This window comes from Kurthia sp. 11kri321 (assembly GCF_001534765.1).
Classification (GTDB): Bacteria; Bacillota; Bacilli; order Bacillales_A; family Planococcaceae; genus Kurthia; species Kurthia gibsonii.
This window is the reverse complement of the sequence record NZ_CP013217.1, coordinates 712,501-734,566: the sequence shown is the minus strand read 5'-3', so window position 1 is coordinate 734,566 and position 22,066 is coordinate 712,501. Positions and strand designations below refer to the sequence as shown.

General features: G+C 37.7%; 21 protein-coding genes, 20 tRNA genes, 2 rRNA genes and 1 riboswitch (1 of these 44 cut by a window edge). Of the genes, 6 read left to right on the top strand and 37 right to left on the bottom strand.

Annotated elements, in window-relative coordinates; translation table 11 throughout:
- Window positions 1–16 precede the first annotated feature (16 nt).
- The 3 genes from ASO14_RS03890 to ASO14_RS03880 form a co-directional block, all read right to left on the bottom strand.
- A complete protein-coding gene (locus ASO14_RS03890) occupies window positions 17–781 on the bottom strand; it encodes an alpha/beta hydrolase family protein (protein ID WP_068457273.1) in 765 nt (254 codons plus the stop codon).
- An 8-nt stretch (window positions 782–789) separates the two neighbouring features.
- A complete protein-coding gene (gene ytkD / locus ASO14_RS03885) occupies window positions 790–1,248 on the bottom strand; it encodes an RNA deprotection pyrophosphohydrolase (RefSeq protein WP_068451649.1) in 459 nt (152 codons plus the stop codon).
- 98 nt (window positions 1,249–1,346) lie between these two features.
- A complete protein-coding gene (locus tag ASO14_RS03880; protein ID WP_068451646.1) occupies window positions 1,347–1,532 on the bottom strand; it encodes a putative motility protein in 186 nt (61 codons plus the stop codon).
- Between the two features lie 134 nt (window positions 1,533–1,666).
- Here ASO14_RS03880 and ASO14_RS03875 point away from each other — a divergent pair, with 134 nt between their 5' ends.
- On the top strand, window positions 1,667–2,689 hold the full coding sequence (locus ASO14_RS03875) for a Cj0069 family protein (RefSeq protein ID WP_231726980.1): 1,023 nt from the start codon (window positions 1,667–1,669) through the stop codon (window positions 2,687–2,689).
- Between the two features lie 91 nt (window positions 2,690–2,780).
- Here ASO14_RS03875 and ASO14_RS03870 read toward each other — a convergent pair whose 3' ends face one another.
- The gene (locus ASO14_RS03870; RefSeq protein ID WP_068451639.1) at window positions 2,781–3,035 is read right to left on the bottom strand and encodes a GlsB/YeaQ/YmgE family stress response membrane protein; all 255 of its coding nucleotides are present in this window, start codon (window positions 3,033–3,035) and stop codon (window positions 2,781–2,783) included.
- A gap of 166 nt (window positions 3,036–3,201) precedes the next feature.
- On the opposite strand from ASO14_RS03870, the gene yidD reads away from it, so the two are divergent.
- Together yidD and ASO14_RS03860 are read left to right on the top strand one after the other, a co-directional pair.
- Window positions 3,202–3,435, top strand: coding sequence for a membrane protein insertion efficiency factor YidD (yidD, locus tag ASO14_RS03865; RefSeq protein WP_068451636.1), 234 nt, complete (start codon window positions 3,202–3,204; stop codon window positions 3,433–3,435).
- Window positions 3,436–3,523: 88 nt separating this feature from the next.
- Window positions 3,524–4,492 (top strand): metal ABC transporter solute-binding protein, Zn/Mn family, encoded by a 969-nt coding sequence (locus ASO14_RS03860; RefSeq protein ID WP_068451633.1) that lies wholly within the window; start codon window positions 3,524–3,526, stop codon window positions 4,490–4,492.
- A gap of 126 nt (window positions 4,493–4,618) precedes the next feature.
- On the opposite strand, the gene ASO14_RS03855 is transcribed toward ASO14_RS03860, so the two are convergent.
- Together ASO14_RS03855 and ASO14_RS03850 are read right to left on the bottom strand one after the other, a co-directional pair.
- Window positions 4,619–5,383: an NRDE family protein gene (locus ASO14_RS03855; RefSeq protein WP_068451631.1), complete on the bottom strand. Its 765-nt coding sequence runs from the start codon at window positions 5,381–5,383 to the stop codon at window positions 4,619–4,621.
- 110 nt (window positions 5,384–5,493) lie between these two features.
- Window positions 5,494–5,820: a GlpM family protein gene (locus ASO14_RS03850; RefSeq protein WP_068451628.1), complete on the bottom strand. Its 327-nt coding sequence runs from the start codon at window positions 5,818–5,820 to the stop codon at window positions 5,494–5,496.
- 126 nt (window positions 5,821–5,946) lie between these two features.
- On the opposite strand from ASO14_RS03850, the gene ASO14_RS03845 reads away from it, so the two are divergent.
- Window positions 5,947–6,834 carry a LysR family transcriptional regulator gene (locus ASO14_RS03845; RefSeq protein ID WP_068451625.1) on the top strand — a complete coding sequence of 296 codons (888 nt, stop codon included), beginning with the start codon at window positions 5,947–5,949 and terminating at the stop codon, window positions 6,832–6,834.
- Window positions 6,835–6,872: 38 nt separating this feature from the next.
- Here ASO14_RS03845 and ASO14_RS03840 read toward each other — a convergent pair whose 3' ends face one another.
- The 3 genes from ASO14_RS03840 to ASO14_RS03830 all read right to left on the bottom strand — a co-directional run bounded on the left by ASO14_RS03840 (window position 6,873) and on the right by ASO14_RS03830 (window position 10,435).
- A complete protein-coding gene (locus tag ASO14_RS03840) occupies window positions 6,873–8,324 on the bottom strand; it encodes an o-succinylbenzoate--CoA ligase (RefSeq protein ID WP_335339057.1) in 1,452 nt (483 codons plus the stop codon).
- A 96-nt stretch (window positions 8,325–8,420) separates the two neighbouring features.
- Complete coding sequence (locus ASO14_RS03835; protein ID WP_068451622.1) at window positions 8,421–9,335, bottom strand: pseudouridine-5'-phosphate glycosidase; 915 nt, start codon at window positions 9,333–9,335, stop codon at window positions 8,421–8,423.
- A gap of 2 nt (window positions 9,336–9,337) precedes the next feature.
- Window positions 9,338–10,435 carry a PfkB family carbohydrate kinase gene (locus tag ASO14_RS03830; RefSeq protein WP_068451619.1) on the bottom strand — a complete coding sequence of 366 codons (1,098 nt, stop codon included), beginning with the start codon at window positions 10,433–10,435 and terminating at the stop codon, window positions 9,338–9,340.
- A gap of 149 nt (window positions 10,436–10,584) precedes the next feature.
- Window positions 10,585–10,684, top strand: a riboswitch (TPP riboswitch).
- Between the two features lie 113 nt (window positions 10,685–10,797).
- Between ASO14_RS03830 and ASO14_RS03825 the strand changes: the two genes are divergently transcribed.
- Both ASO14_RS03825 and ASO14_RS03820 read left to right on the top strand, forming a co-directional pair.
- Complete coding sequence (locus ASO14_RS03825) at window positions 10,798–11,550, top strand: 3-oxoacyl-ACP reductase (protein ID WP_068451616.1); 753 nt, start codon at window positions 10,798–10,800, stop codon at window positions 11,548–11,550.
- Window positions 11,551–11,580: 30 nt separating this feature from the next.
- Window positions 11,581–12,885, top strand: a complete 1,305-nt coding sequence (locus tag ASO14_RS03820) for an NtaA/DmoA family FMN-dependent monooxygenase (RefSeq protein WP_068451613.1) — start codon at window positions 11,581–11,583, stop codon at window positions 12,883–12,885.
- A gap of 61 nt (window positions 12,886–12,946) precedes the next feature.
- Here ASO14_RS03820 and menB read toward each other — a convergent pair whose 3' ends face one another.
- The 28 genes from menB to ASO14_RS03680 all read right to left on the bottom strand — a co-directional run.
- Window positions 12,947–13,765 (bottom strand): 1,4-dihydroxy-2-naphthoyl-CoA synthase, encoded by an 819-nt coding sequence (gene menB, locus ASO14_RS03815; protein ID WP_068451610.1) that lies wholly within the window; start codon window positions 13,763–13,765, stop codon window positions 12,947–12,949.
- 18 nt (window positions 13,766–13,783) lie between these two features.
- Window positions 13,784–14,605, bottom strand: coding sequence for a 2-succinyl-6-hydroxy-2,4-cyclohexadiene-1-carboxylate synthase (menH, locus tag ASO14_RS03810; RefSeq protein WP_068451608.1), 822 nt, complete (start codon window positions 14,603–14,605; stop codon window positions 13,784–13,786).
- Entirely contained in the window at window positions 14,593–16,320 is a 1,728-nt protein-coding gene (menD, locus tag ASO14_RS03805; RefSeq protein WP_068451604.1) for a 2-succinyl-5-enolpyruvyl-6-hydroxy-3-cyclohexene-1-carboxylic-acid synthase, read from the bottom strand. The genes menH and menD overlap by 13 nt, the downstream gene beginning before the upstream one ends.
- Window positions 16,310–17,698, bottom strand: coding sequence for an isochorismate synthase (locus ASO14_RS03800; RefSeq protein WP_082701362.1), 1,389 nt, complete (start codon window positions 17,696–17,698; stop codon window positions 16,310–16,312). Before ASO14_RS03800 ends, menD begins: the two co-directional genes overlap by 11 nt.
- Window positions 17,699–17,795: 97 nt before the next feature.
- On the bottom strand, window positions 17,796–18,734 hold the full coding sequence (locus ASO14_RS03795; protein ID WP_068451601.1) for a dipeptidase: 939 nt from the start codon (window positions 18,732–18,734) through the stop codon (window positions 17,796–17,798).
- Between the two features lie 119 nt (window positions 18,735–18,853).
- Window positions 18,854–19,798 carry a D-alanyl-D-alanine carboxypeptidase family protein gene (locus ASO14_RS03790; protein WP_068451598.1) on the bottom strand — a complete coding sequence of 315 codons (945 nt, stop codon included), beginning with the start codon at window positions 19,796–19,798 and terminating at the stop codon, window positions 18,854–18,856.
- A gap of 121 nt (window positions 19,799–19,919) precedes the next feature.
- A tRNA-Glu gene (locus tag ASO14_RS03785) sits at window positions 19,920–19,991 on the bottom strand.
- A gap of 4 nt (window positions 19,992–19,995) precedes the next feature.
- Window positions 19,996–20,086 (bottom strand) — tRNA-Ser (locus ASO14_RS03780).
- Window positions 20,087–20,089: 3 nt separating this feature from the next.
- Window positions 20,090–20,166: transfer RNA gene (locus ASO14_RS03775), tRNA-Asn, on the bottom strand.
- Window positions 20,167–20,176: 10 nt separating this feature from the next.
- Window positions 20,177–20,253: transfer RNA gene (locus ASO14_RS03770), tRNA-Ile, on the bottom strand.
- A 4-nt stretch (window positions 20,254–20,257) separates the two neighbouring features.
- Window positions 20,258–20,331, bottom strand: a tRNA-Gly gene (locus ASO14_RS03765).
- Window positions 20,332–20,336: 5 nt separating this feature from the next.
- A tRNA-Phe gene (locus ASO14_RS03760) sits at window positions 20,337–20,412 on the bottom strand.
- Between the two features lie 33 nt (window positions 20,413–20,445).
- A tRNA-Asp gene (locus ASO14_RS03755) sits at window positions 20,446–20,522 on the bottom strand.
- Between the two features lie 9 nt (window positions 20,523–20,531).
- Window positions 20,532–20,608, bottom strand: a tRNA-Met gene (locus tag ASO14_RS03750).
- Between the two features lie 29 nt (window positions 20,609–20,637).
- A tRNA-Ser gene (locus ASO14_RS03745) sits at window positions 20,638–20,730 on the bottom strand.
- A 24-nt stretch (window positions 20,731–20,754) separates the two neighbouring features.
- Window positions 20,755–20,831, bottom strand: a tRNA-Ile gene (locus tag ASO14_RS03740).
- A gap of 11 nt (window positions 20,832–20,842) precedes the next feature.
- Window positions 20,843–20,916: transfer RNA gene (locus ASO14_RS03735), tRNA-Met, on the bottom strand.
- Between the two features lie 27 nt (window positions 20,917–20,943).
- Window positions 20,944–21,019, bottom strand: a tRNA-Ala gene (locus tag ASO14_RS03730).
- Window positions 21,020–21,041: 22 nt separating this feature from the next.
- A tRNA-Pro gene (locus ASO14_RS03725) sits at window positions 21,042–21,118 on the bottom strand.
- A gap of 4 nt (window positions 21,119–21,122) precedes the next feature.
- Window positions 21,123–21,199: transfer RNA gene (locus ASO14_RS03720), tRNA-Arg, on the bottom strand.
- Window positions 21,200–21,227: 28 nt separating this feature from the next.
- Window positions 21,228–21,316 (bottom strand) — tRNA-Leu (locus ASO14_RS03715).
- A 5-nt stretch (window positions 21,317–21,321) separates the two neighbouring features.
- Window positions 21,322–21,396: transfer RNA gene (locus ASO14_RS03710), tRNA-Gly, on the bottom strand.
- Between the two features lie 50 nt (window positions 21,397–21,446).
- Window positions 21,447–21,531: transfer RNA gene (locus ASO14_RS03705), tRNA-Leu, on the bottom strand.
- Between the two features lie 16 nt (window positions 21,532–21,547).
- A tRNA-Lys gene (locus ASO14_RS03700) sits at window positions 21,548–21,623 on the bottom strand.
- Between the two features lie 4 nt (window positions 21,624–21,627).
- A tRNA-Thr gene (locus tag ASO14_RS03695) sits at window positions 21,628–21,703 on the bottom strand.
- A 9-nt stretch (window positions 21,704–21,712) separates the two neighbouring features.
- A tRNA-Val gene (locus ASO14_RS03690) sits at window positions 21,713–21,788 on the bottom strand.
- Window positions 21,789–21,799: 11 nt separating this feature from the next.
- Window positions 21,800–21,915 (bottom strand): 5S ribosomal RNA (gene rrf / locus ASO14_RS03685).
- A 132-nt stretch (window positions 21,916–22,047) separates the two neighbouring features.
- Window positions 22,048–22,066, bottom strand: a 23S ribosomal RNA gene (locus tag ASO14_RS03680); it runs 2,911 nt beyond the window's last position.

Below are 22,066 nucleotides of genomic sequence, written 5' to 3'. Positions count from 1 at the left end.
CATATTCACCCTTCCATCATTGTCTTTTCATCCACTGTAGTGCTTTTACAAGAACCTGATGGTTTAATTTACCCGGAAAGAAATGATTCAACTCAGGATAGTACCATGTCTCTATTCTTTTATGATGTTTTTTTAGCAACTTTTCTAAAAGATGTGCATGTGTCACTCGAACATTCAAATCTTTTTCACCATGAATAACTAAGACTGGTGCATGAATGTGTTCTAATTGTTTTAAAGCAGAGCGCTTATTATAAATATCAGGCACACGACTCGGTGTACCACCAATTACTCGCTTCATCATACGACGCATATCGACTCGTTCTTCATACGTTAATTCTAATGACGACACACCTCCCCATGTGACCACAGAGGTTATATCATCTCGTAAAATAGCTGTCCATAATGCCATAATCCCACCGCGTGAGAATGCAAATAGATGAATTTTTGAAGAATTATATCGCCTTTTTAGTACATCTACTCCATGAACAGCATCATATACATCTACTCCACCAAATTGATCCTTGCCTTCTCCACCACGGTTTCCTCGGTAATAAGGTGCAAAAACAACAAAACCTTGTGATGCAATTTCAGCAATTCGTGCAGGACGTACCATACCGATTGATTGAATACCACCACGTAAATAAAGAACGCCTTCATAATCGCCTTTTCGTACGGGTTCTGCTAGCATTCCTTTCACGCGAACTCCCTCAGACCAATACGTAATTTCTGTTAATCGAATATGTGGACTAGGTGATGGATAAATTCGTTCCGTTACAATCATGGCATTCTTCACACGCGTTCGCTCTCCTTCTCTAGCATCTTCTTCATTCCAGCATCTTTCATATAAAAGCTTAAATGCTCTTCATTCATTAAATCTTCTGTTGGACAAAGAACAGCCCCTAATGTTTCGTATCTTTTGAAATCTTCATCTAGCAACTGTACTTCTGCTGTATAGACTGCTTTTACAAAAGGTTCTTCACATTGCACATAATAAGAAGCAAACCACTCAATATTCGTAAGGGTAGCTCCTGTTTCTTCATACGCTTCACGAATAACTGCTTCTGTTAAGGTTTCTCCTACCTCTACCTTGCCACCCGGAAATTCAAGTCCTCTTTTTGGATGATTCGTTAATAGCCACTGATTTTGTTTTTTAGCTAATATTAAAATATGCGTCGGTTCTATTTCAAATGCCTCTTTTTTAAAAGATAAAGTGACACCATAACCATTTAAATCTGTAAATTTAAACAAGAAAATCACTCCCTTATACAAAGTGTAACGAAAAATACATAGAGAAACAACGATACAAAAAAGAGTATCGCGTATTAAGCCATACTCTTACTTTGTCTTTATACTGACATATCAAATAACTGACCACGATTCGGGTCTTGTGCGACTGGAATTTCTGACATTGTTTCAATTAGAGCTGTTGCATTTTGCTCTTGAAAATCCATTGCTTTTCCCACAACACTAAGCTGTACTTGCTGTTGTAATTGCATCGCTGATAAAGCAGATGACATTGCTGCTACGTCCATTTTTACACCTCTTTTACATTCGTGACCTTGTCTTTAATTATACATATTTTTTTACAAAATATACTATACCATCTTTACATAAACAGTGTATATTAATCTAGCAAGAAAAAAAGCAAAAGGAGGCTATATGAATAATGAAAAAGATCATTATTTTCGAGGTACAAGGCGGCAGCGACAAAGGTCCAGACGGTTATAGAAAAGATACGATGCCCATGGTACAAGCTTTACAACAACGTGGATTTGAAGCAGAGGTTGTTTTCTACGATTTTGAACGCCAACAAGAGATTTTAAACGACGTTTTAGAAAATGCCTGTGCATATGTATCGCGTATTAATCCCGGTAACTTAAAGCATGAATCAGCATACTTTTCTATGCTACGCCAGCTTTGTGAAAATGGCATAATCGGTATGCCACATCCAGACGCTATGATTGGCTATGGCGCAAAAGATGCCCTTGTTAAATTAACAAATACGTCACTCGTGCCAGCAGACACGTATGCATATTATTCATTACAGGAGCTATTCGAGCAATTTCCTTCATCACTAGCAAAAGGAGAACGTGTATTAAAACAAAATCGTGGATCTACAGGCGAAGGTATCTGGCGAGTTTCACTAGTTGATGAAGGCGAAGTTCCACATGCAAAATCAAAAATTAAGTGTACAGAAGCAAAAGATAACCATGTGGAACATTGGGAACTCAAAGACTTTATGTATTTCTGCGAACAATATATTACAGGTGATAATGGTATGCTTGTTGATATGCCGTTCTTACCACGCATTAAAGAAGGCGAAATTCGTTTATTAATGCTAAAAGATCGCCCAATTAATGTTGTGCATAAAAAACCTCAAGACCATGAAGATGCTTTTAGTGCTACATTATTTTCTGGTGCTGCCTATCGTTATGATTCACCAGAAGAGTGGCAAGAGCTTGTAACATCATTTTTAATGCAGTTACCTGACGTTACAAAACAGTTAGGCGGTTATGATTTACCATTACTTTGGACTGCGGACTTTATTCTAGACACAAATCCAGATGGAACAGATTGTTATGTACTTGGTGAGATGAATTGTTCATGTGTTGGATTCACATCAGAACTTGAATTAGCTCATGATATTGCAGAAGCAATTATCGACCGAGTGGCTACTTCAACGTATTAAAAAAAGAGGCTAAGTTTTAAACTTAGCCTCTTTCTCTTCTTTTCAAACTCTTAGAGAGTATAATGGGTTTTTAAATAAAAGAAATGGATAATTACTTCTTAGCTGTAGCTCTCATAATAAAGCTGACAATTAAAATTAAAATAATACTACCGATTAATGCTGGGAACACGTAGAATTTACTTACTTGCCATCCCCAATCTCCTAGTAATACACTACCAAGCCATGCGCCGACGATACCTGCTAGAATATTTCCTAGAATACCACCAGGCACATCTCTTTTAACAATAAGTCCTGCTAGCCAACCCAAGATGCCCCCTATAATGATGTACCAAAGAAATGAAAACATAATACCCTTCTCCTCTCATATATAGGTTCTATAATCTATTTCCTAAAAGTTGCTAGTCTAAACATTTTTATTTAATTTTTTTAAAATCATTCTATTGGGGATTTTTCAAAAAATCGAGTATACTAAAAGAAGGTATTCTAAGTTCATAATAGAAAGAAGTTTGATGATGAAACAAATTTTTATTTTCCTATTTCGTGTTTATCAAAAAGTGATTTCTCCTTTAAAACCGCCTAGTTGCCGCTTCTATCCAACATGTTCTAACTATGGAATTGAAGCGATGCGTAAACATGGTGCAATCAAAGGCACGATTTTAACTGTATATCGTATTCTACGCTGTCAACCGTTCTCAAAAGGCGGTTATGATCCTGTACCAGAAGAATGGCCATCGAAAAAAAAATAATTTCGATGGTTTTTCTATTGTCAAAAAGTATTTTTTCTAGTATATTCATAAGAGTAAATCGTAACCATTACTATTTAAGGAGGAAATTATGAAGAAACTCTCACTACTTTTACTCGTAGCTGTTTTAACTATTTTTACAGCAGCGTGTGGTAATACAGAAAAAGAAAACAACGCTTCGAAAAATCAAATCAAAATTTATACTACGGTGTATCCTTTACAATATTTCGCAGAAAGAATTGGTGGCGATCACGTCAATGTATCATCAATTTATCCACCTGGTTCAAACGAGCATACATTTGAGCCAACACAAAAAGACATGATTGCATTAGCAGATGCAGATTTATTCTTTTATATTGGTTTAGGTCTAGAAGGTTTTGTAAGTAATGCACAAAAAACATTAAAAAATGAAAATGTTAAAATGATAGAAACAACAAAAGATGTACCCGAGAGCGCTTTAGATGTAAGTACTGCTTCAAAAGAGCATGATCATGATGAACATGAAGGTGAAGCACATGAAGATGAACATGACCACGGTGGTGTTGATCCGCACGTATGGTTATCTCCTATTATTTCACAAGATTTAGCAAAGTCGATTAAAGATAGCCTTGTTCAAAAAGATGCGACTCATAAAGCGGATTACGAAAAAAATTATGAAGCATTGATTAAAGACTTGAAAGATTTAAATACAGACTATAAAGAAATGGCTGACAATGCGAAACGTAAAGAGTTCTTTGTTTCACATGCAGCATTCGGCTATATTGCTGGGACATATGGTTTAAAACAAGAATCAATTGCAGGATTAAATTCACAAGATGAACCTTCTCAAAAAGAATTAACAAAAATTGCAGATGAAGCGAAAAAAGATAATATTCAATATATCTTATTCGAACAGAATGTATCTTCTAAACTTGCAGAAGTATTAAAGAATGATATTGGTGCTGAGAGTTTAACAGTTAATAACTTGAGTGTTTTAACAAAAGAAGATATCGCTGCGAAAAAAAATTATGTATCGATTATGAAAGAAAACTTAGAAACATTTAAAAAAGCGTTACAATAATAAAATAAGTGTTAAACATCTTCTCATATGAGCATAAAAAAAACGAAATCGCATCGTAATGCGGTTTCGTTTTTTTTTTCGTTACAAACCCTAAAAGAGCGAATGAAATATTTTATCAAAGCCTCTTTATGCATTTACTCGCAATTTAATCCATTCATGCACACAAGTTGTCGCTATCCCCTGCTCATACGTTTGTTCAAAAAATTCGATTTTATCTTCCATCAAACGAAGTACAGTCGTACAACGTGTGCCGTAACCTTCTCGTTTGACAAAGATTGAAGATAAATCTCGTTCTAACAAGAGACCTGCTCCTGTATTAGGTAATCGTTCATCATTCGGCTTTATATCATCTAATCCAATCTGCGCAAGTTCTTCTGTTGTAGCTTGTTGTTCTAATTGATGCGCAACTAACATCTTCATGCGCTCTAATTTTGGCCATGGTGTATTCAATGTCGCATTACTTACACAATGAATACCAGGTTCAATTGTATGTAACACATTTTCGATATTATTATAATGCATGAATGTTTCACCGTCGTAAACAAGTACATTCATTGCACCGTAACGTGTGCGTTCTTGCTGAATCGCTTCCAAGAAGGCTTCTGGATATTCAGTGCCTGCCACAAAATTTTTGACAATTTCACCACGCGACTTCTCACCTACAGGATCCATTGAAAAGTCACGATAATTTGTGACAGCGGCAAAGCGCCCATTTTCTTGAACTGCAAGCCAGCCACCCATCTTTTCTAAATCACGCCCACCAAATATATTCGGTTCATCTTCCCAAAAAGCAGCTTCTTTTGCTGGTCTTTCATAGAATTCATCGCGGTTGGCTACAACAATGAGTGGCTGATTTTCTACTACTTTATAAGCAAATGTAATGATACACATCATTTTCAACTCCTTGAATAATGTACGTTCTTTCTACACCATAACCGAAATTTCTCCTATAAGTCAAAATTAAAAAAGTGGGCTTAAGTTCCCCCCACCTAAGCTCACTTTTATGCTACTATTAATTTCGAACCGAACATATACATCACATATAGACCAATTCCCATTAAGACAGCTGTTGAAGGCTTGAAATGGCTCGAAAAAATATAAATTGCAACAATCAGAATGACCATACCTACTGCACCGATAATGCCATTTCGTTGCGTTTCATGAAAGGCTTCTTGTGACATATGTTGAACTTGCAGTTTTAAATTAAGCAATGTCAAAATCGGTAGTAGTGTAATGACTCCTGATAAGAATAAATATTTCGACTGACTTAAAATCGTAGCGAGCAGCATAACTGAACCGCCAATGATGAATTGGATGACATACCCCATATGTTTGAAATCTCCCTTTGTGTTTTGTAAATGTCGCTTCTCTTGTATTGTAATTTCATATTTAATATAAGTAAATTGAATTTATTATATAGTTAACATTACATTTTTCTATAGTTAGGTGATTACATGAGTATTTTAAAATTAAAAGCATACATTGCAGCTGTACAATTTGGTTCATTAACGAAAGCGGCAGAGGCACTTGATTATACACAGCCAAGTATTAGTCATATGATTCATTCTTTAGAAGATGATTATGGCTTTTCGTTATTAACACGTAGCAAAAGTGGTGTGACACCCACTGATAATGGGCTTGAGCTTCTTCCAATCATGCAAGATATCGTACAACGCTATGAACATCTCTCTGAAGCCGTTTGTGCCATTCATGGTTTAGATGTCGGAGCCATTCGGATTGGCGCTTATACGTCCATTTGCGTTCATTGGATGCCTTATTTATTAAAGGAATTCCATAAAAGTTATCCTAAAATTGATATTCACTTATTCGAAGGGAACTCAGATGAGATTCATGCATGGCTTGAAGAAGGCCATATTGATTTTGCGATTAGCACGATTCAGCGTCCAGAAGAATTTCATTTTTTACCACTCATGGAAGATCGTATGATGGCAATTCTTCCTGAAAATCATACACTTGCAGAAAATCATGCATTTGCAATTGAGCAATTTGCAGAAGAACCTTGCATTATTCCATATGAAGATACACATAAGGATGTACAACGTATTTTTAAACAAGCAAATGTTAAGCCAAATATTGCGTATCAAATTCGTGGTGATGAAGCGATTATTGCCATGGTTAAACAAGGTCTTGGTATCTCTTTATTATCAGAGCTACTCATTCAAGACCACGCTGATGATATGATAAGCCTACCTCTTGAACCAAACCATGTTCGTACACTCGGCATTACATCAAAAGACGATTTAAAAAGTTTGTCACCTGCTTCTAAAAAATTCATTCCATTCATGCAAGAGTGGCTTAAAAAACAAAAAAATGCATACTAAAAGAGGAATCGTATAAAAATGATTCCTCTTTTTCAATATTATTTTGGTATTAACTCAACTAATTTACGACGAAGTAATTTCCCTGTACCATTTCGTGGTAATTCTTCGACGAAATGAATTTGTTTGGGTAGTTTATATTTTGCTAATTTATCTTCGCAAAAGGATAAAATCGTTTCTGCATTCAATGTTGTCTCTTTTGACATAATAAAGGCAGCCGGAACTTGTCCCCATATCTCATCTTGGACACCACATACACCAACTGCGGCAATATGAGGATGCCCTGCTAATACATTTTCAATTTCAGCTGGATAAATATTTTCTCCACCTGAGATAATTAAATCTGAACGACGATCGGCTACATAAAGATAACCTTCATCATCAAAATAGCCAATATCTCCTGTGTGTAAAAAACCATCTACCTGTGTTTTAATATGGGCATGTTGTCCAACATAACCTGGTGTAACACTATCCCCTCTTACACAAATCTCACCATGGTCAAATGGTCTTTCTGCTCCTGCAATACAAATCTCATTAAACATCAGTGGTTTTCCAACAGAACCCACTTTACGAAGCGCGTCTTTACTGGATAGTGTCGCTACTTGGCTTGCTGTTTCCGTCATTCCGTATGTTTGTGCTACACGTAGATCAATGGCTTCTGCACGTGTTAAATAGCTTTTGGGAACAGGACCACCGCCTACTAATAGTAATTGGAACTTTGGCGATACACGCTGTCCTTGCTCTTCAATATAAGACACTAACTTCTCTAACATAACTGCGACAGCTGACATACGAGTCGCAGTACCTTCAATTAATTGTAATGCCACTTCTTCAACTGTATATTTCTCATACAAATCTAGTCGAACACCATGTAAAATACATTTGCACAGCATAGAGAACCCGCTAATATGAAAAATAGGGACTGTACAAATCCATCCTTCATCTTCTACTAAACCTGTATTATAAAGTGCTGAGGTCGCACTCGCCATATGATTACCAATCGTTTGACGAACACCTTTTGGCTGACTAGTTGTACCTGATGTGTACATGATAGTCATTGTTTCATCTCGTGACCAATGTTTAATTACCTCTGCCTTTTCTTGTGAGGTCATTAAATCAGAAAATAGAATTTGCAATTTATGCGTAGAAGGTAATTGTTCTACTAAATCGTCATCCACAAGTAATGCATCTACTTGTGCATCTTGAATTTGATAAGCAAGTTCTGCTTCTGTTAATCGTAAGTTTAATAACACCATCTCGATACGCAATTGCATACATGCAAAAATCGTACGAATAAGATGCGGTGTTGACCGCCCAAAAATGGCAACGCGTTGTCCTTCATGTAAACCGGCAGCTTTTATAGCACCAGCATAATATTTTGATTGTTCGGATAGCTGTTCATACGTCCATTTCTCATCTTGAAAAGTTAATGCTACACGATGAGGTGTTAATGACGTGCGTTGCTCAATCCAGTTTGGTATCATTTTTTTCATCCCTAACTCTATTGTTTTCATCCTTTCTTATTCTAATACGAAACATGTGAAATACAAAACGGAAACCCCTCAAATCGAAAGGTTTCCGTTCGTATATTATTTTGTTTTATTTAATTCAACTGCGATTTGAGCACCGACATGCGCATTGTGTTTTACTAATGCAATGTTAGCTACTAGGCTCTTACCTTCTGTTAACTCTTTTACTTTACCTAATAAGAATGGCGTAACTGATTTACCTTGAATATTATTTTCTTCTGCTTCTTTTAATGCTTCATGAATAATATTTGTAATGAAGTCATGGTCTAATGCATCTTCTTCTGGGATTGGGTTAGCGATTACTGCGCCACCAGCCATATTTAAATTCCATTTTGTACGTAAAGTTGCTGCAACTTCTGCAGGTGTATCTTGACGGAAGTTTACATCAAATCCTGATTTACGTGTGAAGAATGCTGGTAATTCGTCTGTACCATATCCAATAACAGGCACACCTTTTGTTTCTAAGAATTCAAGTGTTAAACCAATATCTAAAATTGATTTTGCACCTGCACATACAACACCTACTTTAGAAGTTGCTAATTCTTCTAAGTCAGCTGAAATATCCATTGTTGTTTCTGCGCCGCGGTGAACGCCACCAATACCACCTGTTACGAATAACTCGATTCCTGCTAATTCAGCTGCAATCATTGTCGCTGCTACTGTTGTCGCACCGATTTTTTTCGTTGCGATTAAGTATGGAATATCACGACGAGAAGCTTTTGCTACATTATCCGCATTACCGAACATTTCTAATTCTTCATCTGATAAACCGATTTTGATTTTACCGTCGATGATTGCGATTGTTGCTGGAACTGCGCCATGTTCACGAATGATTTGTTCTACTTCACGTGCTGTTTGTACATTTTGTGGGTATGGCATACCGTGTGAGATAATTGTTGATTCTAATGCAACGATAGCTTTACCAGCGTCCATTCCTTCTTGTACTTCTTTTGATAATTCGATGTATTGTTTCATAATTAATCCTCCAGTTCTTGTTCTAACGATTGTTTTGTTAATTCAGGACGTACAGTAAACTTAGATTCAAGCGTATTTTTCGCATTGATTAATCCTGCTTGAATCGTCTGTTCAAATGTGTACTTCTCTAACCAAGCATGTACAACTGCTGAGACGAATGCATCTCCTGCGCCTGTAACATCCTCAATTTGATTTGCTGCTCGTGCTTCAAAATGTGTTGGCATCAAGTTCTTGTTTGCAGCATAAACTCCCTTTGCGCCAGCCGTAATTACGACATTTTCTACGCCCATCTGAGCGATTTCTTGAATTGCTTGTAAATAATCTGCTTCTGATGTAATCGTACGATTTGTTAATGTTTCGGCTTCATCTGTATTACAGATGAACCATGTAACGCCTTCTAATGTTGTTGGCATACGGTTCATCTTTGGAGAAGATACCGGCACAATAATAAGAGGTACTTCTCTCGTTACTGCAAATTGTTGAATATAATCAACTGTTTCTTTCGGACAATTCAAATCAACTATAATTGCCGGAGCAGTCGATAAAACATGTTCATGCTTCATTAGAATTTGTGGTGTTAATGCATCATAGACGTCCATATTCGCTGTTGCCATAACCAACTCGCCTTGTTCATCCATAATGGCTGTGTAAGAACCTGTTGAACATTGTTCCAACTGCTCGACTTCTTCTAAATGAATGAAAGCATTCGAAGCTGCAACAATTGCTTGCCAATCAGAATCTTTTCCAGCAGTCGTCAGTAAACTCACTTGATGTCCAAGCCTTCCCAAGTTTTCAGCAATATTTCGCGCTACGCCACCTACACTTTCTGTAGATGTTACAGGATTTGATGTCCCCATCTGAACCTGTCCCTTCAAATGAAGTTTTCGGTCCATATTGGCTCCACCAATACATATAATTTTGTTTTCTTTTGGCAATACGTATGCTCTCCCTATAATCTTACCCTTTTTCACTAACCCCGATATTAAGTTAGCTAGAGCCGGTCTCGACATTTCTAATTTTTCAGCCATCTCTTGTTGCTGCATAAACGGGTTTTCCTTAATGAGTTGAATCAGTGCTTGTTCTCTCTCCGTCAATGTCATCACCCTAAGTTTTATTTGTTTACATCATAAACAAAATTAAGTCTCGTGTCAAATGTTTATAAAAACAAACTTTTGTTTAAAATCAATATAAATAATAAACAAATTTGACAATATAAACCTTATAAGTTAGTATTCAATGTAACTTAATAGGTCTACACTAGGGGTGTTATTTAACTGAGATGAGTCCTACTCAAACCCTTTGAACCTGAACTAGTTAATACTAGCGTAGGAAAGTGTCAATTCTATACATACTGAAAAAAGTCTGTACTTTTTTGTTATGCAATGATTTGTTATACACAACTTTCCTACGAAGGTTGTGTATTTTTTATTTAAGTTGAAATAAATAAGAGGAGTTGTTTTAAATGAAAAAAACAGTAGTAGTTACAGGCGGAAGTAGAGGGTTAGGTGCAGTTATTGTCAAAACACTTGCACAACAAGATTTTCAAGTTGTCATTAATTATTATCAAAGTAAAGAAGCTGCTGAAAAATTAGTAGCTGAAATTGGTGGAGACAAAGCGATTGCTATTCAAGCTGATGTAACGAATCGGAAAGAAGTCGATCAATTAATGAACATGGCAACAGAACACTTTGGTCAAATAGACGCTGTTGTAAATAATGCATTAATCGACTTTAAATTCGATCCGATTAAACAAAAATCTTTTAAAGACCTTTCTTGGGATGATTATCAAAAACAGCTGGATGGTACGTTAAAAGCTGCATTCAATACAAGCCAGAGTGTGATTCCACAGTTTATTGAAAGAAAAAACGGTAGCATTATTAGCATTGGTACTAATTTATTTCAAAACCCTGTCGTGCCTTATCATGAATATACAACTGCTAAAGCAGCTTTGATTGGTTTCACACGTAATCTCGCTTCAGAATTAGGCGTCTATGGCATCCGAGCAAATGTTGTTTCAGGAGGTCTTTTAAAAACAACAGATGCCAGTGCTGTTACAACACCTGAAGTATTCGATTTAATCTCTCAATCTACACCTTTAAGAAAAGTAACCACGCCACAAGATGTTGCGAATATGGTAGCTTATCTATGTTCCGAAAAAGCACATGGAATTACAGGACAAAACTTTACAGTAGATGGTGGTTTAACAATGAACTAATCACTATCCAAATAAATTGAGGTGTAAATCATGTTAAAAACTACAAAAAAACAGTTACATATAGGTGTTTTACTATATGGTTGTGGTCATCATCAAGCAGCTTGGCTAATGGACAATTCACGCATTGAGGATATTGGAAGTATCTCTTATTATCAAGAATTAGCTCAACTAGCGGAAAAAGGATTATTGGACGCTGTATTTTTTGCAGATCATCATGCTTTTCCAGCAAATGATGCACAAGTCATGCCTGCATTTTGGTTTGATCCGCTAATTAATTTAACAGCTATTTCTCAAGTAACGCATCATATTGGTTTAGTTGCCACTATTTCAAGTACTTTTTCTAATCCCTATACAGTTTCTAGACAGCTATTAAGTTTAGATCATCTCACTAAAGGGCGCGTAGGTTGGAATCTTGTTACATCAATGAGTGATAATGAAGCTCGTAATCACAGTATGGAAGCATTACCTCTCCATAATCAACGATATGAAAAAGCTGAAGAATTTTCGATACTTATGGATCAACTATTTTTATCTTGGGATGCTTGTGATTTTGTCCATAATCGTGAAGAAAATAAAATTATCAATGCTTCAAATATTCACTCTTTTAATCACAGTGGTCATTATTTTCAAGTTGCAGGTCCTTCTACTGTACCAAAAAGTCCACAAGGTGCACCGGTCAAAATGCAAGCAGGTGCTTCAAAACAGGGCGTTGCTTTAGCTGCTAATCATGCTGAAGTAGTCTATTCAGTCTCTTGGAACCTCAAGCAAGCTAAAAATTTTCGACATAAATTAAATGACGCAATTGAAAAATCATCTAAACCTAAGAAACATATTAAAATTTTACCTGGATTAGTAACATATGTAGGTCATACACATGAAGAAGCTTTAGCTAAAAAAGAAGCATTGGACCAAGCTCTCCCAATTGAAGTTGCTTTAAAACAATTAAGCTCATTTATTCAGCAAGACTGTTTAAATTGGAATATTGATGAAAAGGTCCCTCCATTACCTTCTGTAGAAGCATTCAATGGACCTGTGGGACGCTATGAAACGATTCTAGAAATCATTCGTGATACCGATCCAACTGTGAAAGAATTACTCGGTTACTTAAATGCTGGCGGTGGACATTGTACATTGATTGGTACACCAAAGGAAATTGTTGACCAAATGGAGATCTGGTTTAAGGAAGGCGTAGCTGATGGATTTAACCTCATGCCTCCAACATTACCTGACAGTTTAGAAGATTTTGTTGAAATGATTGTTCCTGAAATGCAAAAAAGAGGACTTTTTAGAGAGGCTTATACGGAGCATACATTTCGTGAACGTATGGGATTATGATAATAAAAAAGTAGCGTAAACCATCCAAAGGTCTACGCTACTTTTTATAATTATTTAAGTTCTATGGGAAACGTGGGAACTGACCGAAGTCTGGTTGACGTTTTTCTTTGAATGCATCGCGACCTTCTTTTGCTTCATCTGATGTGTAGTAAAGAAGTGTTGCGTCACCTGCAAGTTGTTGAATACCTGCAAGACCGTCTGAATCTGCATTGAATGCACCTTTTAACATACGAAGAGCCATTGGTGACAGTGCAAGCATTTCTTCACACCATTTCACTGTTTCGTCTTCTAACTGCTCGTAAGGTACTACTGTATTAACTAAGCCCATATCAAGTGCTTCTTGTGCATCATATTGACGGCATAAGAACCAAATTTCACGTGCTTTTTTATGACCGATAATACGTGCTAAGTAACCTGCACCGTAACCACCGTCAAATGAACCTACGCGAGGACCTGTTTGACCGAAGCGTGCATTATCAGCTGCGATTGTTAAGTCACAAACAACATGTAATACGTGACCTCCACCGATTGCATAACCTGCTACCATCGCAACTACTGGTTTTGGAATTTTACGAATTAATGTTTGTAAATCTAATACATTTAGACGTGGAATATTATCGTCACCTACGTAACCACCGTTACCACGTACTTTTTGGTCACCGCCTGAACAGAATGCTTTTTCGCCTTCACCTGTTAAGATGATAGCACCGATTTTCGCATCATCACGCGCACGTGTGAAAGCATCAATCATTTCAGCAGTTGTTTTTGGACGGAATGCATTACGAACCTCTGGACGGTTAATCGTAATTTTTGCGATTCCATTGTATGATTCATATTTAATGTCTTCATAGACATGTTCTGTTACCCATTGACGAGTCATTATGAACTCCTCCTACTATTATAGATGTAATTGCTCTTTTACTATTGTAGCAAAAGATTGTGGATTTTCCACATGAATTGCATGCCCAACTTTTGGTACCACAATTTGTTGAGCATTTGGAAATAGTCCCTTCATCTGCTCAGAAATTGTTATAAACTTCAAGTCAAGCTCTCCATTTAATAATACCACATTTTTCTCGAATTTTGACAACTCCGGCCAATATGAATTTTGTTGCCCTGTTCCCATTCCACGTAAACTATTCGCTAAGCCAATCTCTTGTTGGTTCAAGCGTTCTTCTCGAATCGCATGTTGCTTTTCTTCAGATAATAACTTTTGTGTTTGGAATAACGGGATATCTTGCCAATAATCAACAAAATCCACAATACCTCGCTGTTCAATTCGATCTGCCAGTAAATGATCCAACTGAATACGCTGCTCACGTTCTTCAATCGTTTTTAAACCCGGTGACGCATTTTCTAAAATTAGCGTATGAATACGTTGTGGATAATTCATTGCATAAGCTAACGCCACACGTCCTCCCATTGAATAACCAATTAAATCGAATTGTTCGATTTGTTTCCATTCGAAGAAGGCTTCTAGTATTTCAACTTGTTCTTGCATAGAATAATAGCGCAATAATTTCGGTGCATCCGTCTGACCATGTCCAACTAAGTCAATTGTAATCAGACGATGTGTAGCAGGAAGTTGTTCAATCACTTCATCCCACGTGCGTGTACTACCTGTAAAGCCATGTAAAAAGACAATTGTTTGTTCTTGTCGTGCATTGTGCACTTCATAATGTACATCAATGCCACGTATATTCGTTATTACACTTGCCATAATTGATTAAGCTCCTCATTCATGCTTGCCCATAGTTTACGATGTGTGACAACATTATCTTCACGATTCGTTTGTACTTCAATGATTCGAAGATTTTTTTCTTTCGGTTGTTGTAAAACAGACTTAAATTCTTCCTTCGTATGAACATGCTCATACTGTGCGTCATACATACGTGCCAATTCCTCAAAGCCAAGTCCTGTAGGTGTACCAAATAGTTGTTCATAATGCGCTTCAACAGACGATTGTGCTAAATAAGAGAAAATACCACCACCATCATTGTTCATCACAATAATCGTTAACTGTGTATCTTGATAACGACTCGCAAGCAAACCATTCGCATCATGTAAAAACGCTAAATCACCAATTAATAAATACGTGTCGCGCATCGTACCTAATTGCGCGCCAATTGCAGTAGATACAACACCATCAATACCATTTGCACCACGATTCGCAAATATACGAATATCACGTTCTGTTTGGTAGAAGAATGTATCTACATCACGTATTGGCATACTGCTGCTCACAACTAAATCACTTTCATTTGGTAAGTATTCAAACAGCATTCCTGCCAGTGCACCTTCATCATGTTCTTTAGCAATATAGACCTTCACATGTTGACACGCAATTTCATTTGCTCGTGTAAAGATTTGTTGGTACTCCGCGTCATAGTTCATCTCATCTACATTAAAATCAGACATCCAAGAACCGATTTCTGCTTGAATGTGTGTAGTTGTAACACCTAACGGATCTCTAAATAAACTATCTTCATCTACTGTAATAAAAGTACGTGGTTTCACTGCTTTTAAAAATAGTGTTAGCGGCTTTGAAACAGGCTGCGCACCAAATCGAATGACCGTATCTGGATGCATGTTCTTTTTAAATACATCATTTTTTAAGATACTATCATAATGTTCAATCACATAATGCTTACAGTCATTTGGCACTTGGGTACGTAGCTGCGATAAACTTTCAACTAAGACAGGCCACTTTAATGTACGAATAAATGACCAAACTTCGTTTAAATCTGTACCTTCTGCTAATTCCCCCATTACAACAAAACCTTTTCTGGCTTGTTGAATAGCCTCTTTCCAAAATTGTAGTGCATCATTACTTGGTACGAGTTTTGCAGTAAATGACTGATGAAAAGTTGGCTTTGGTAATTCATCTTGAAAATCAATCAAAAGTGGTTCTCTAAAAGGAATATTTAAATGTACAGGTCCTTTAGGAGAAGCCATTGACACCGTTGTAGCGCGTGCAATATGACGCTCAATATGAGGCAGTGTCGCTTCATATTCATCTGGAATTGGTAAATCAACAGACCATTTCACATGATGTCCATATAAGTCTGGTTGATTAATCGCTTGCGGTGCACCAACATCACGCAGTTCATGCGGACGATCTGCTGTTAAAATAATAAGTGGAACTCGTGCATAATATGCTTCTACAATCGCAGGAAAGTAGTTGGCTGCTGCTGTTCCTGATGTACAGAGTAACGCAACAGGCTTTGCTTTTGTTTTCGCCATACCTAGCGCTAAAAAGGCTGCTGAGCGCTCATCTACTTGTCGAAATACGTTAAACTCTTTAGAAGATGCAAACCCATAAGCAAGAGGTGTCGAACGTGATCCTGGACTTATAACAACATCGGTTACGCCATACTCTGCTAATGAGCCGATGATTCGATAAACATAATCCGATAGAATTTGCTTATTCATCATTCAACTTTCCTCCTAATGTACGTAACATCGGTCTAAACTTCACCAATGTTTCCTCGTATTCACTTTGTGGTTCAGAATCTTCCACAATGCCGCCGCCTGCATATAAATAAGCTTTTTTATCTTGTAATAATGCTGAACGAATCGCAACAGCAAACTCACCGTCGCCATCTGCGTTAAGCCAACCAATTGGTGCTGCATATACACCACGATTCATCGGTTCATACTGGCGAATCATCTCCATCGCAACTTCACGTGGTGATCCTCCAAGCGCAGGCGTTGGATGTAATTTTTCAACCATTTGTAAGATTGTTGCATCTTCTTTTAAAATCCCTTCAATTGGCGTATGAAGATGCTGAATATCACGAATCTTTAATAAATCTGGATGATTTGGTAACGTGTACTGTTCACACGTTTCTTTAAATGAATTTGAAATCATATCTACAACATACTGATGTTCTTGTAAATTCTTCGTATCATTTAAAAGAATGCGCCCAAACTCCTCATCTTCTTGAACCGTTGCACCACGTCGAATCGAACCCGCTACACAAGATGAATACGCTTTTTTATGATTTACAAAAACTAGTCGCTCAGGTGTGGCACCTAAAAACAAGTCCTGCCCTTGCTCCTGTGCAAATAAATAACTTTCTGGTTGTTCTTCTGAAAGTTGTGCTAATAAATTCGACGTATTTACTTCCTCGTCAAACGTCAGCGCAAGTGAGCGCGCAATCACGACTTTATCTGCTTGTTTTGCTTTGATTTGATTTGTTACTTGTGTAATAGATTGAAGATATTCCTCTTTATACGGTTCTTCTGTTAATACAACATGTGGTTTGATATACGTCTTTAATGTACGCCCTTTCGCTTGCTCAAGCAATGCTTCTCGTTCTTCTCGTGCAAGCTCAATATCTTCATTTGTAATGACTTCCTCTGATACAAGATGTGTATTCATGTAAAAGCGTCCATTTGACTCTACTAATTGGTGTTTTGCCAGTGCGAAATTCGCATGTGAAAAATTAGCCCATTCATCCGACACACCTTTTTTTGGATCAAAGGTAAAGCTACCAAATAAAATGGGTTGTTGTTTAATTCCTTTTAATGATGTTGAATGAATCAAATGTTTCCATGCTTTTTCAACATCTTCATAGCGAGCATCTGCATCATTACTTTTAATTGTATAAGCATGACCTAGCCCAACTAATGTGAAATCTTTATCTTTGTTTTGCCAATAAAAACATTGTCCCTTAAACTTTTCTTCGCCGATTTCAAAAAATATTAAAGTAGATTGTGTTTCTAACTCTTTCGACTCAATATAAAAGTGGACTGTCGACTGATCAGTTTTACTTAGATCGCCGTTTATCGTCGACAATTTACGATTCATCAAAATTACCTCCGTCAGTAGATTCTAAATCTACTCGTACATACTTACTTCATATACTATCATACAACTTTATAAGCTATTCAGCACATAATAAATCCTAGCTTCTTTCGATTTTAGAAATAAAATGTTGAAAGTTTTCAGCTGCAATTCCTTTTATTTCTTCTGTTGTAAAAATACCCTCTAATGCTTGTAAAAGATTCGGTATTTCTTCTGTTCTCGTAAGATTTTCAACATACAAATCAATTCCCTCAAAATCTGAGCCAAGACCAACTCTAGATGGTGTGATGATTTTAGCAAGATGTTTAATATGCTTTACTAAATCGTCAATTGTCACAGATGCTTCATTACTAATGAAAGGAGGATAGAATACACAATGTACGTGCCCACCTTTTTCAGCGATTGCTCTTAATTGTTGATCATATAAATTACGTGGATGATCTTGAATAGTACGTGCATTTGAATGACTAGCAATCACATATGTTGCTTCTTGCAACGTATCCCAAAAACCTTGTTCATTTAAATGCGATACATCGATAATAATGTGATGTGCATTTAATAAAGCAATGACTTCTCGACCAAAAGGTTTAATTCCTTTTGTAGGATCTTCTTCAGCGCCATAAGCTACTGCATTTTCATGATTCCAAGTTAATCCACATAATAAAATGCCTGCATCTATAAAGGTTTGAAGTTTTCGCAGATCTGAGCCAATCGCATCACAACCCTCTAAACTTAAAACAGCGCCGATTTGATTCGGTTGTAATTGTTCTAATTGTTTCCAATCTGTAATGTGTACCATTTCTTCATAAGGTGTTATGATTTCCTGGTGAAAAATTTCTACTTGGCGAATCGCTTCTAAATATCGTTGATTTTCATTTAGTGTATCGTCTATAAAAATCGCAAATACTTGTAATTTTGTATTTGTCTTTTTTAATTGTTCTAACGTTACTTCTAGCTTCTCATTGTTTTTAAAAGAGATTGGTTCTTCTGCTTGTGATAATGTATAAAGAACGTCACAATGCAAATCAATTATTTCCATTCTTACACCTCGTTTTACTATTCCATTACTTTAACTATATAGATGTTTTAGATATTGTTCTAGTAAATATAAGAAAAAAGTCAAAACAATATCGTTCTGTAACGACATCGTTTCGACTTTTATTTAATAGCAGAATATAATGTTATTGCATCTACAATGTGCATTGGTTCTCCACTTGCAGCCCCTTTCGCATTAAGAGTGATTAATGCGTAAGTCTTTCCCTTTTTATTAGCAACTGAAGCAAGTGACAACCCACTCTCTAATGTATATCCTGTTTTTCCACCTACAAATGTAAAAGAACGCTTTTTATTAGGGCTTATTTTATTAAACAGTGTGCTTGAGAATGAAAAGCCTTGAGGACGTAAATTTGTTTTTTGAACACCGTACTGTTTAGCAGAGAAGATTTCTTTAAATGTTGGGTTTTTCATTCCATATTGAAGCAATTTCATTAAGTCATGTGCAGTTGAATAATGATTGTCATGATGGAGACCTTCAACATTTTCAAAATGAGTTTGATCCATATCAAGTTCTTTTGCTTTCTCATTCATTAAATGAACGAAGTTTTTTTCATCACCTGCAACATATTTTGCAATAGCTAAAGATGCATCTGCTCCTGAAGGTAACATAACACCATATAGTATATCTTCAACTGTCACTTTTTCATTAGGCTTAAATCCAGCAATCGAAGCGTTTGCTTGTTGAATATAATCAAAAATTGAATCGGGAACTGTTACTTGATTTTGTAAATTCGGTATATTTTCTAATGCAACAATAACAGTCATTAATTTTGTTAACGATGCTGGATAGGCTCTTTTTTCAGCTTCTTTTGCATAAAGTACTTGATTCGTATTTAAGTTAATTAAAAGAGCTTCTTTACTTTTAATATTCTTTTTTAAGGTATTTATATTTTGAATAGGTAGCGCTTTATTTTTTTCTTCTATACTTTTTTTCATAGCAATCTGTATGGTTTTTTCATTAGCAAATAACTCCTGAACTTGCATTACGGCAATAATGAATCCAGATAAAATAATCGCTGTCACTGAAATATAAAGAATTTTTTTCATATGAAAACTCCTTACTTTATATGGTTCTATTAATAATAGATATTTGTTAGAATACCCTACCAAATAATTTAAAAAACAAAAAAATAATCGATTGCATATTATATGCAATCGATTATTAGTATGACCCCTACGGGATTCGAACCCGTGTTACCGCCGTGAAAGGGCGGTGTCTTAACCGCTTGACCAAGGGGCCAATATGGCGGAGAAGGAGGGATTTGAACCCTCGCGCCGGTTGCCCGACCTACACCCTTAGCAGGGGCGCCTCTTCAGCCACTTGAGTACTTCCCCATATGGCTCCGTTGGCAGGACTCGAACCTGCGACCCTCTGATTAACAGTCAGATGCTACTACCAACTGAGCTACAACGGAATCATATAAATGGTGGGCCTAAATGGACTCGAACCATCGACCTCACGCTTATCAGGCGTGCGCTCTAACCAGCTGAGCTATAGGCCCATTTTGGAGCGGGTGAGGAGAATCGAACTCCCGACAACAGCTTGGAAGGCTGTGGTTTTACCACTAAACTACACCCGCAATCATGGTGGGTTTGGACGGAATCGAACCGCCGACACTTAGAGCTTCAATCTAATGCTCTACCAACTGAGCTACAAACCCATGATTGATTGTACTTATGTATATTTTTAAAAATGGCGGTCCGGACGGGACTCGAACCCGCGACCTCCTGCGTGACAGGCAGGCATTCTAACCAGCTGAACTACCGGACCATTTTTAATTGGTTGCGGGGACAGGATTTGAACCTGCGACCTTCGGGTTATGAGCCCGACGAGCTACCGAACTGCTCCACCCCGCGATAATAATATTTATATTGTATGGTTAATATGGAGGAGGAAGAGGGATTCGAACCCCCGCGCGGTTTGACCCGCCTGTCGGTTTTCAAGACCGATCCCTTCAGCCAGACTTGGGTATTCCTCCGAGATAGTATATGAAGTTCTTACTTGGTGGACCTTGCAGGACTCGAACCTGCGACCGGACGGTTATGAGCCGTCTGCTCTAACCAACTGAGCTAAAGGTCCTTTAGGTAATATGGCGGCCGAGGGGATCGAACCCCCGACCTCCCGGGTATGAACCGGACGCTCTAGCCAGCTGAGCTAGGCCGCCATAATAATATTGGTTAAAGTTTTAAATTGGTGGAGCCTAGCGGGATCGAACCGCTGACCTCCTGCGTGCAAGGCAGGCGCTCTCCCAGCTGAGCTAAGGCCCCAATATAATGGGTATGTTGTTAATGGTCGGAATGACAGGATTCGAACCTGCGACCCCTTGGTCCCAAACCAAGTGCTCTACCAAGCTGAGCTACATTCCGGAAATGGTGCGCCCGGCAGAAGTCGAATCCACAACCTTCTGATCCGTAGTCAGACGCTCTATCCAATTGAGCTACGGGCGCAAAAATAAGTATATACGGTTTTTAAAAATGGTGCCGAGGGCCGGAATCGAACCGGCACGGTGATCACTCACCGCAGGATTTTAAGTCCTGTGCGTCTGCCAGTTCCGCCACCCCGGCATATTTGGAGCGGAAGACGAGGTTCGAACTCGCGACCCCCACCTTGGCAAGGTGGTGTTCTACCACTGAACTACTTCCGCAATATGCTTAGATATTTTTTATCTGACAGTTATGAAATTATAAGAAACTATGGTGCGGGTGAAGGGAGTCGAACCCCCACGCCTTGCGGCGCTAGATCCTAAGTCTAGTGCGTCTGCCAATTCCGCCACACCCGCATAGTAAATATTAAAGTGGTGAGTCATGCAGGATTCGAACCTGCGACCCTCTGATTAAAAGTCAGATGCTCTACCAACTGAGCTAATGACTCAAAATGGTGCCGGCGAAAGGAGTCGAACCCTCGACCTACTGATTACAAGTCAGTTGCTCTACCAACTGAGCTACACCGGCATATTTTGATGGTGGAGGATGACGGGATCGAACCGCCGACCCCCTGCTTGTAAGGCAGGTGCTCTCCCAGCTGAGCTAATCCTCCATTATATAACAGCCCGGCAGCGTCCTACTCTCACAGGGGGAAACCCCCAACTACCATCGGCGCTAAAGAGCTTGACTTCCGTGTTCGGCATGGGAACGGGTATGACCTCTTTGCTATCGCCACCAGACTATTTTCTTAAGATTTCTCTTAAGGACAAGAATTATTATATCAGTTTAACGAGTGAATGTCAATCGTTTTTCTAAAATAATTTTTATTTTTTCAAAACTGGATAAACGGTTCATTGAAACACACAATTGTTTTGGTTAAGTCCTCGATCG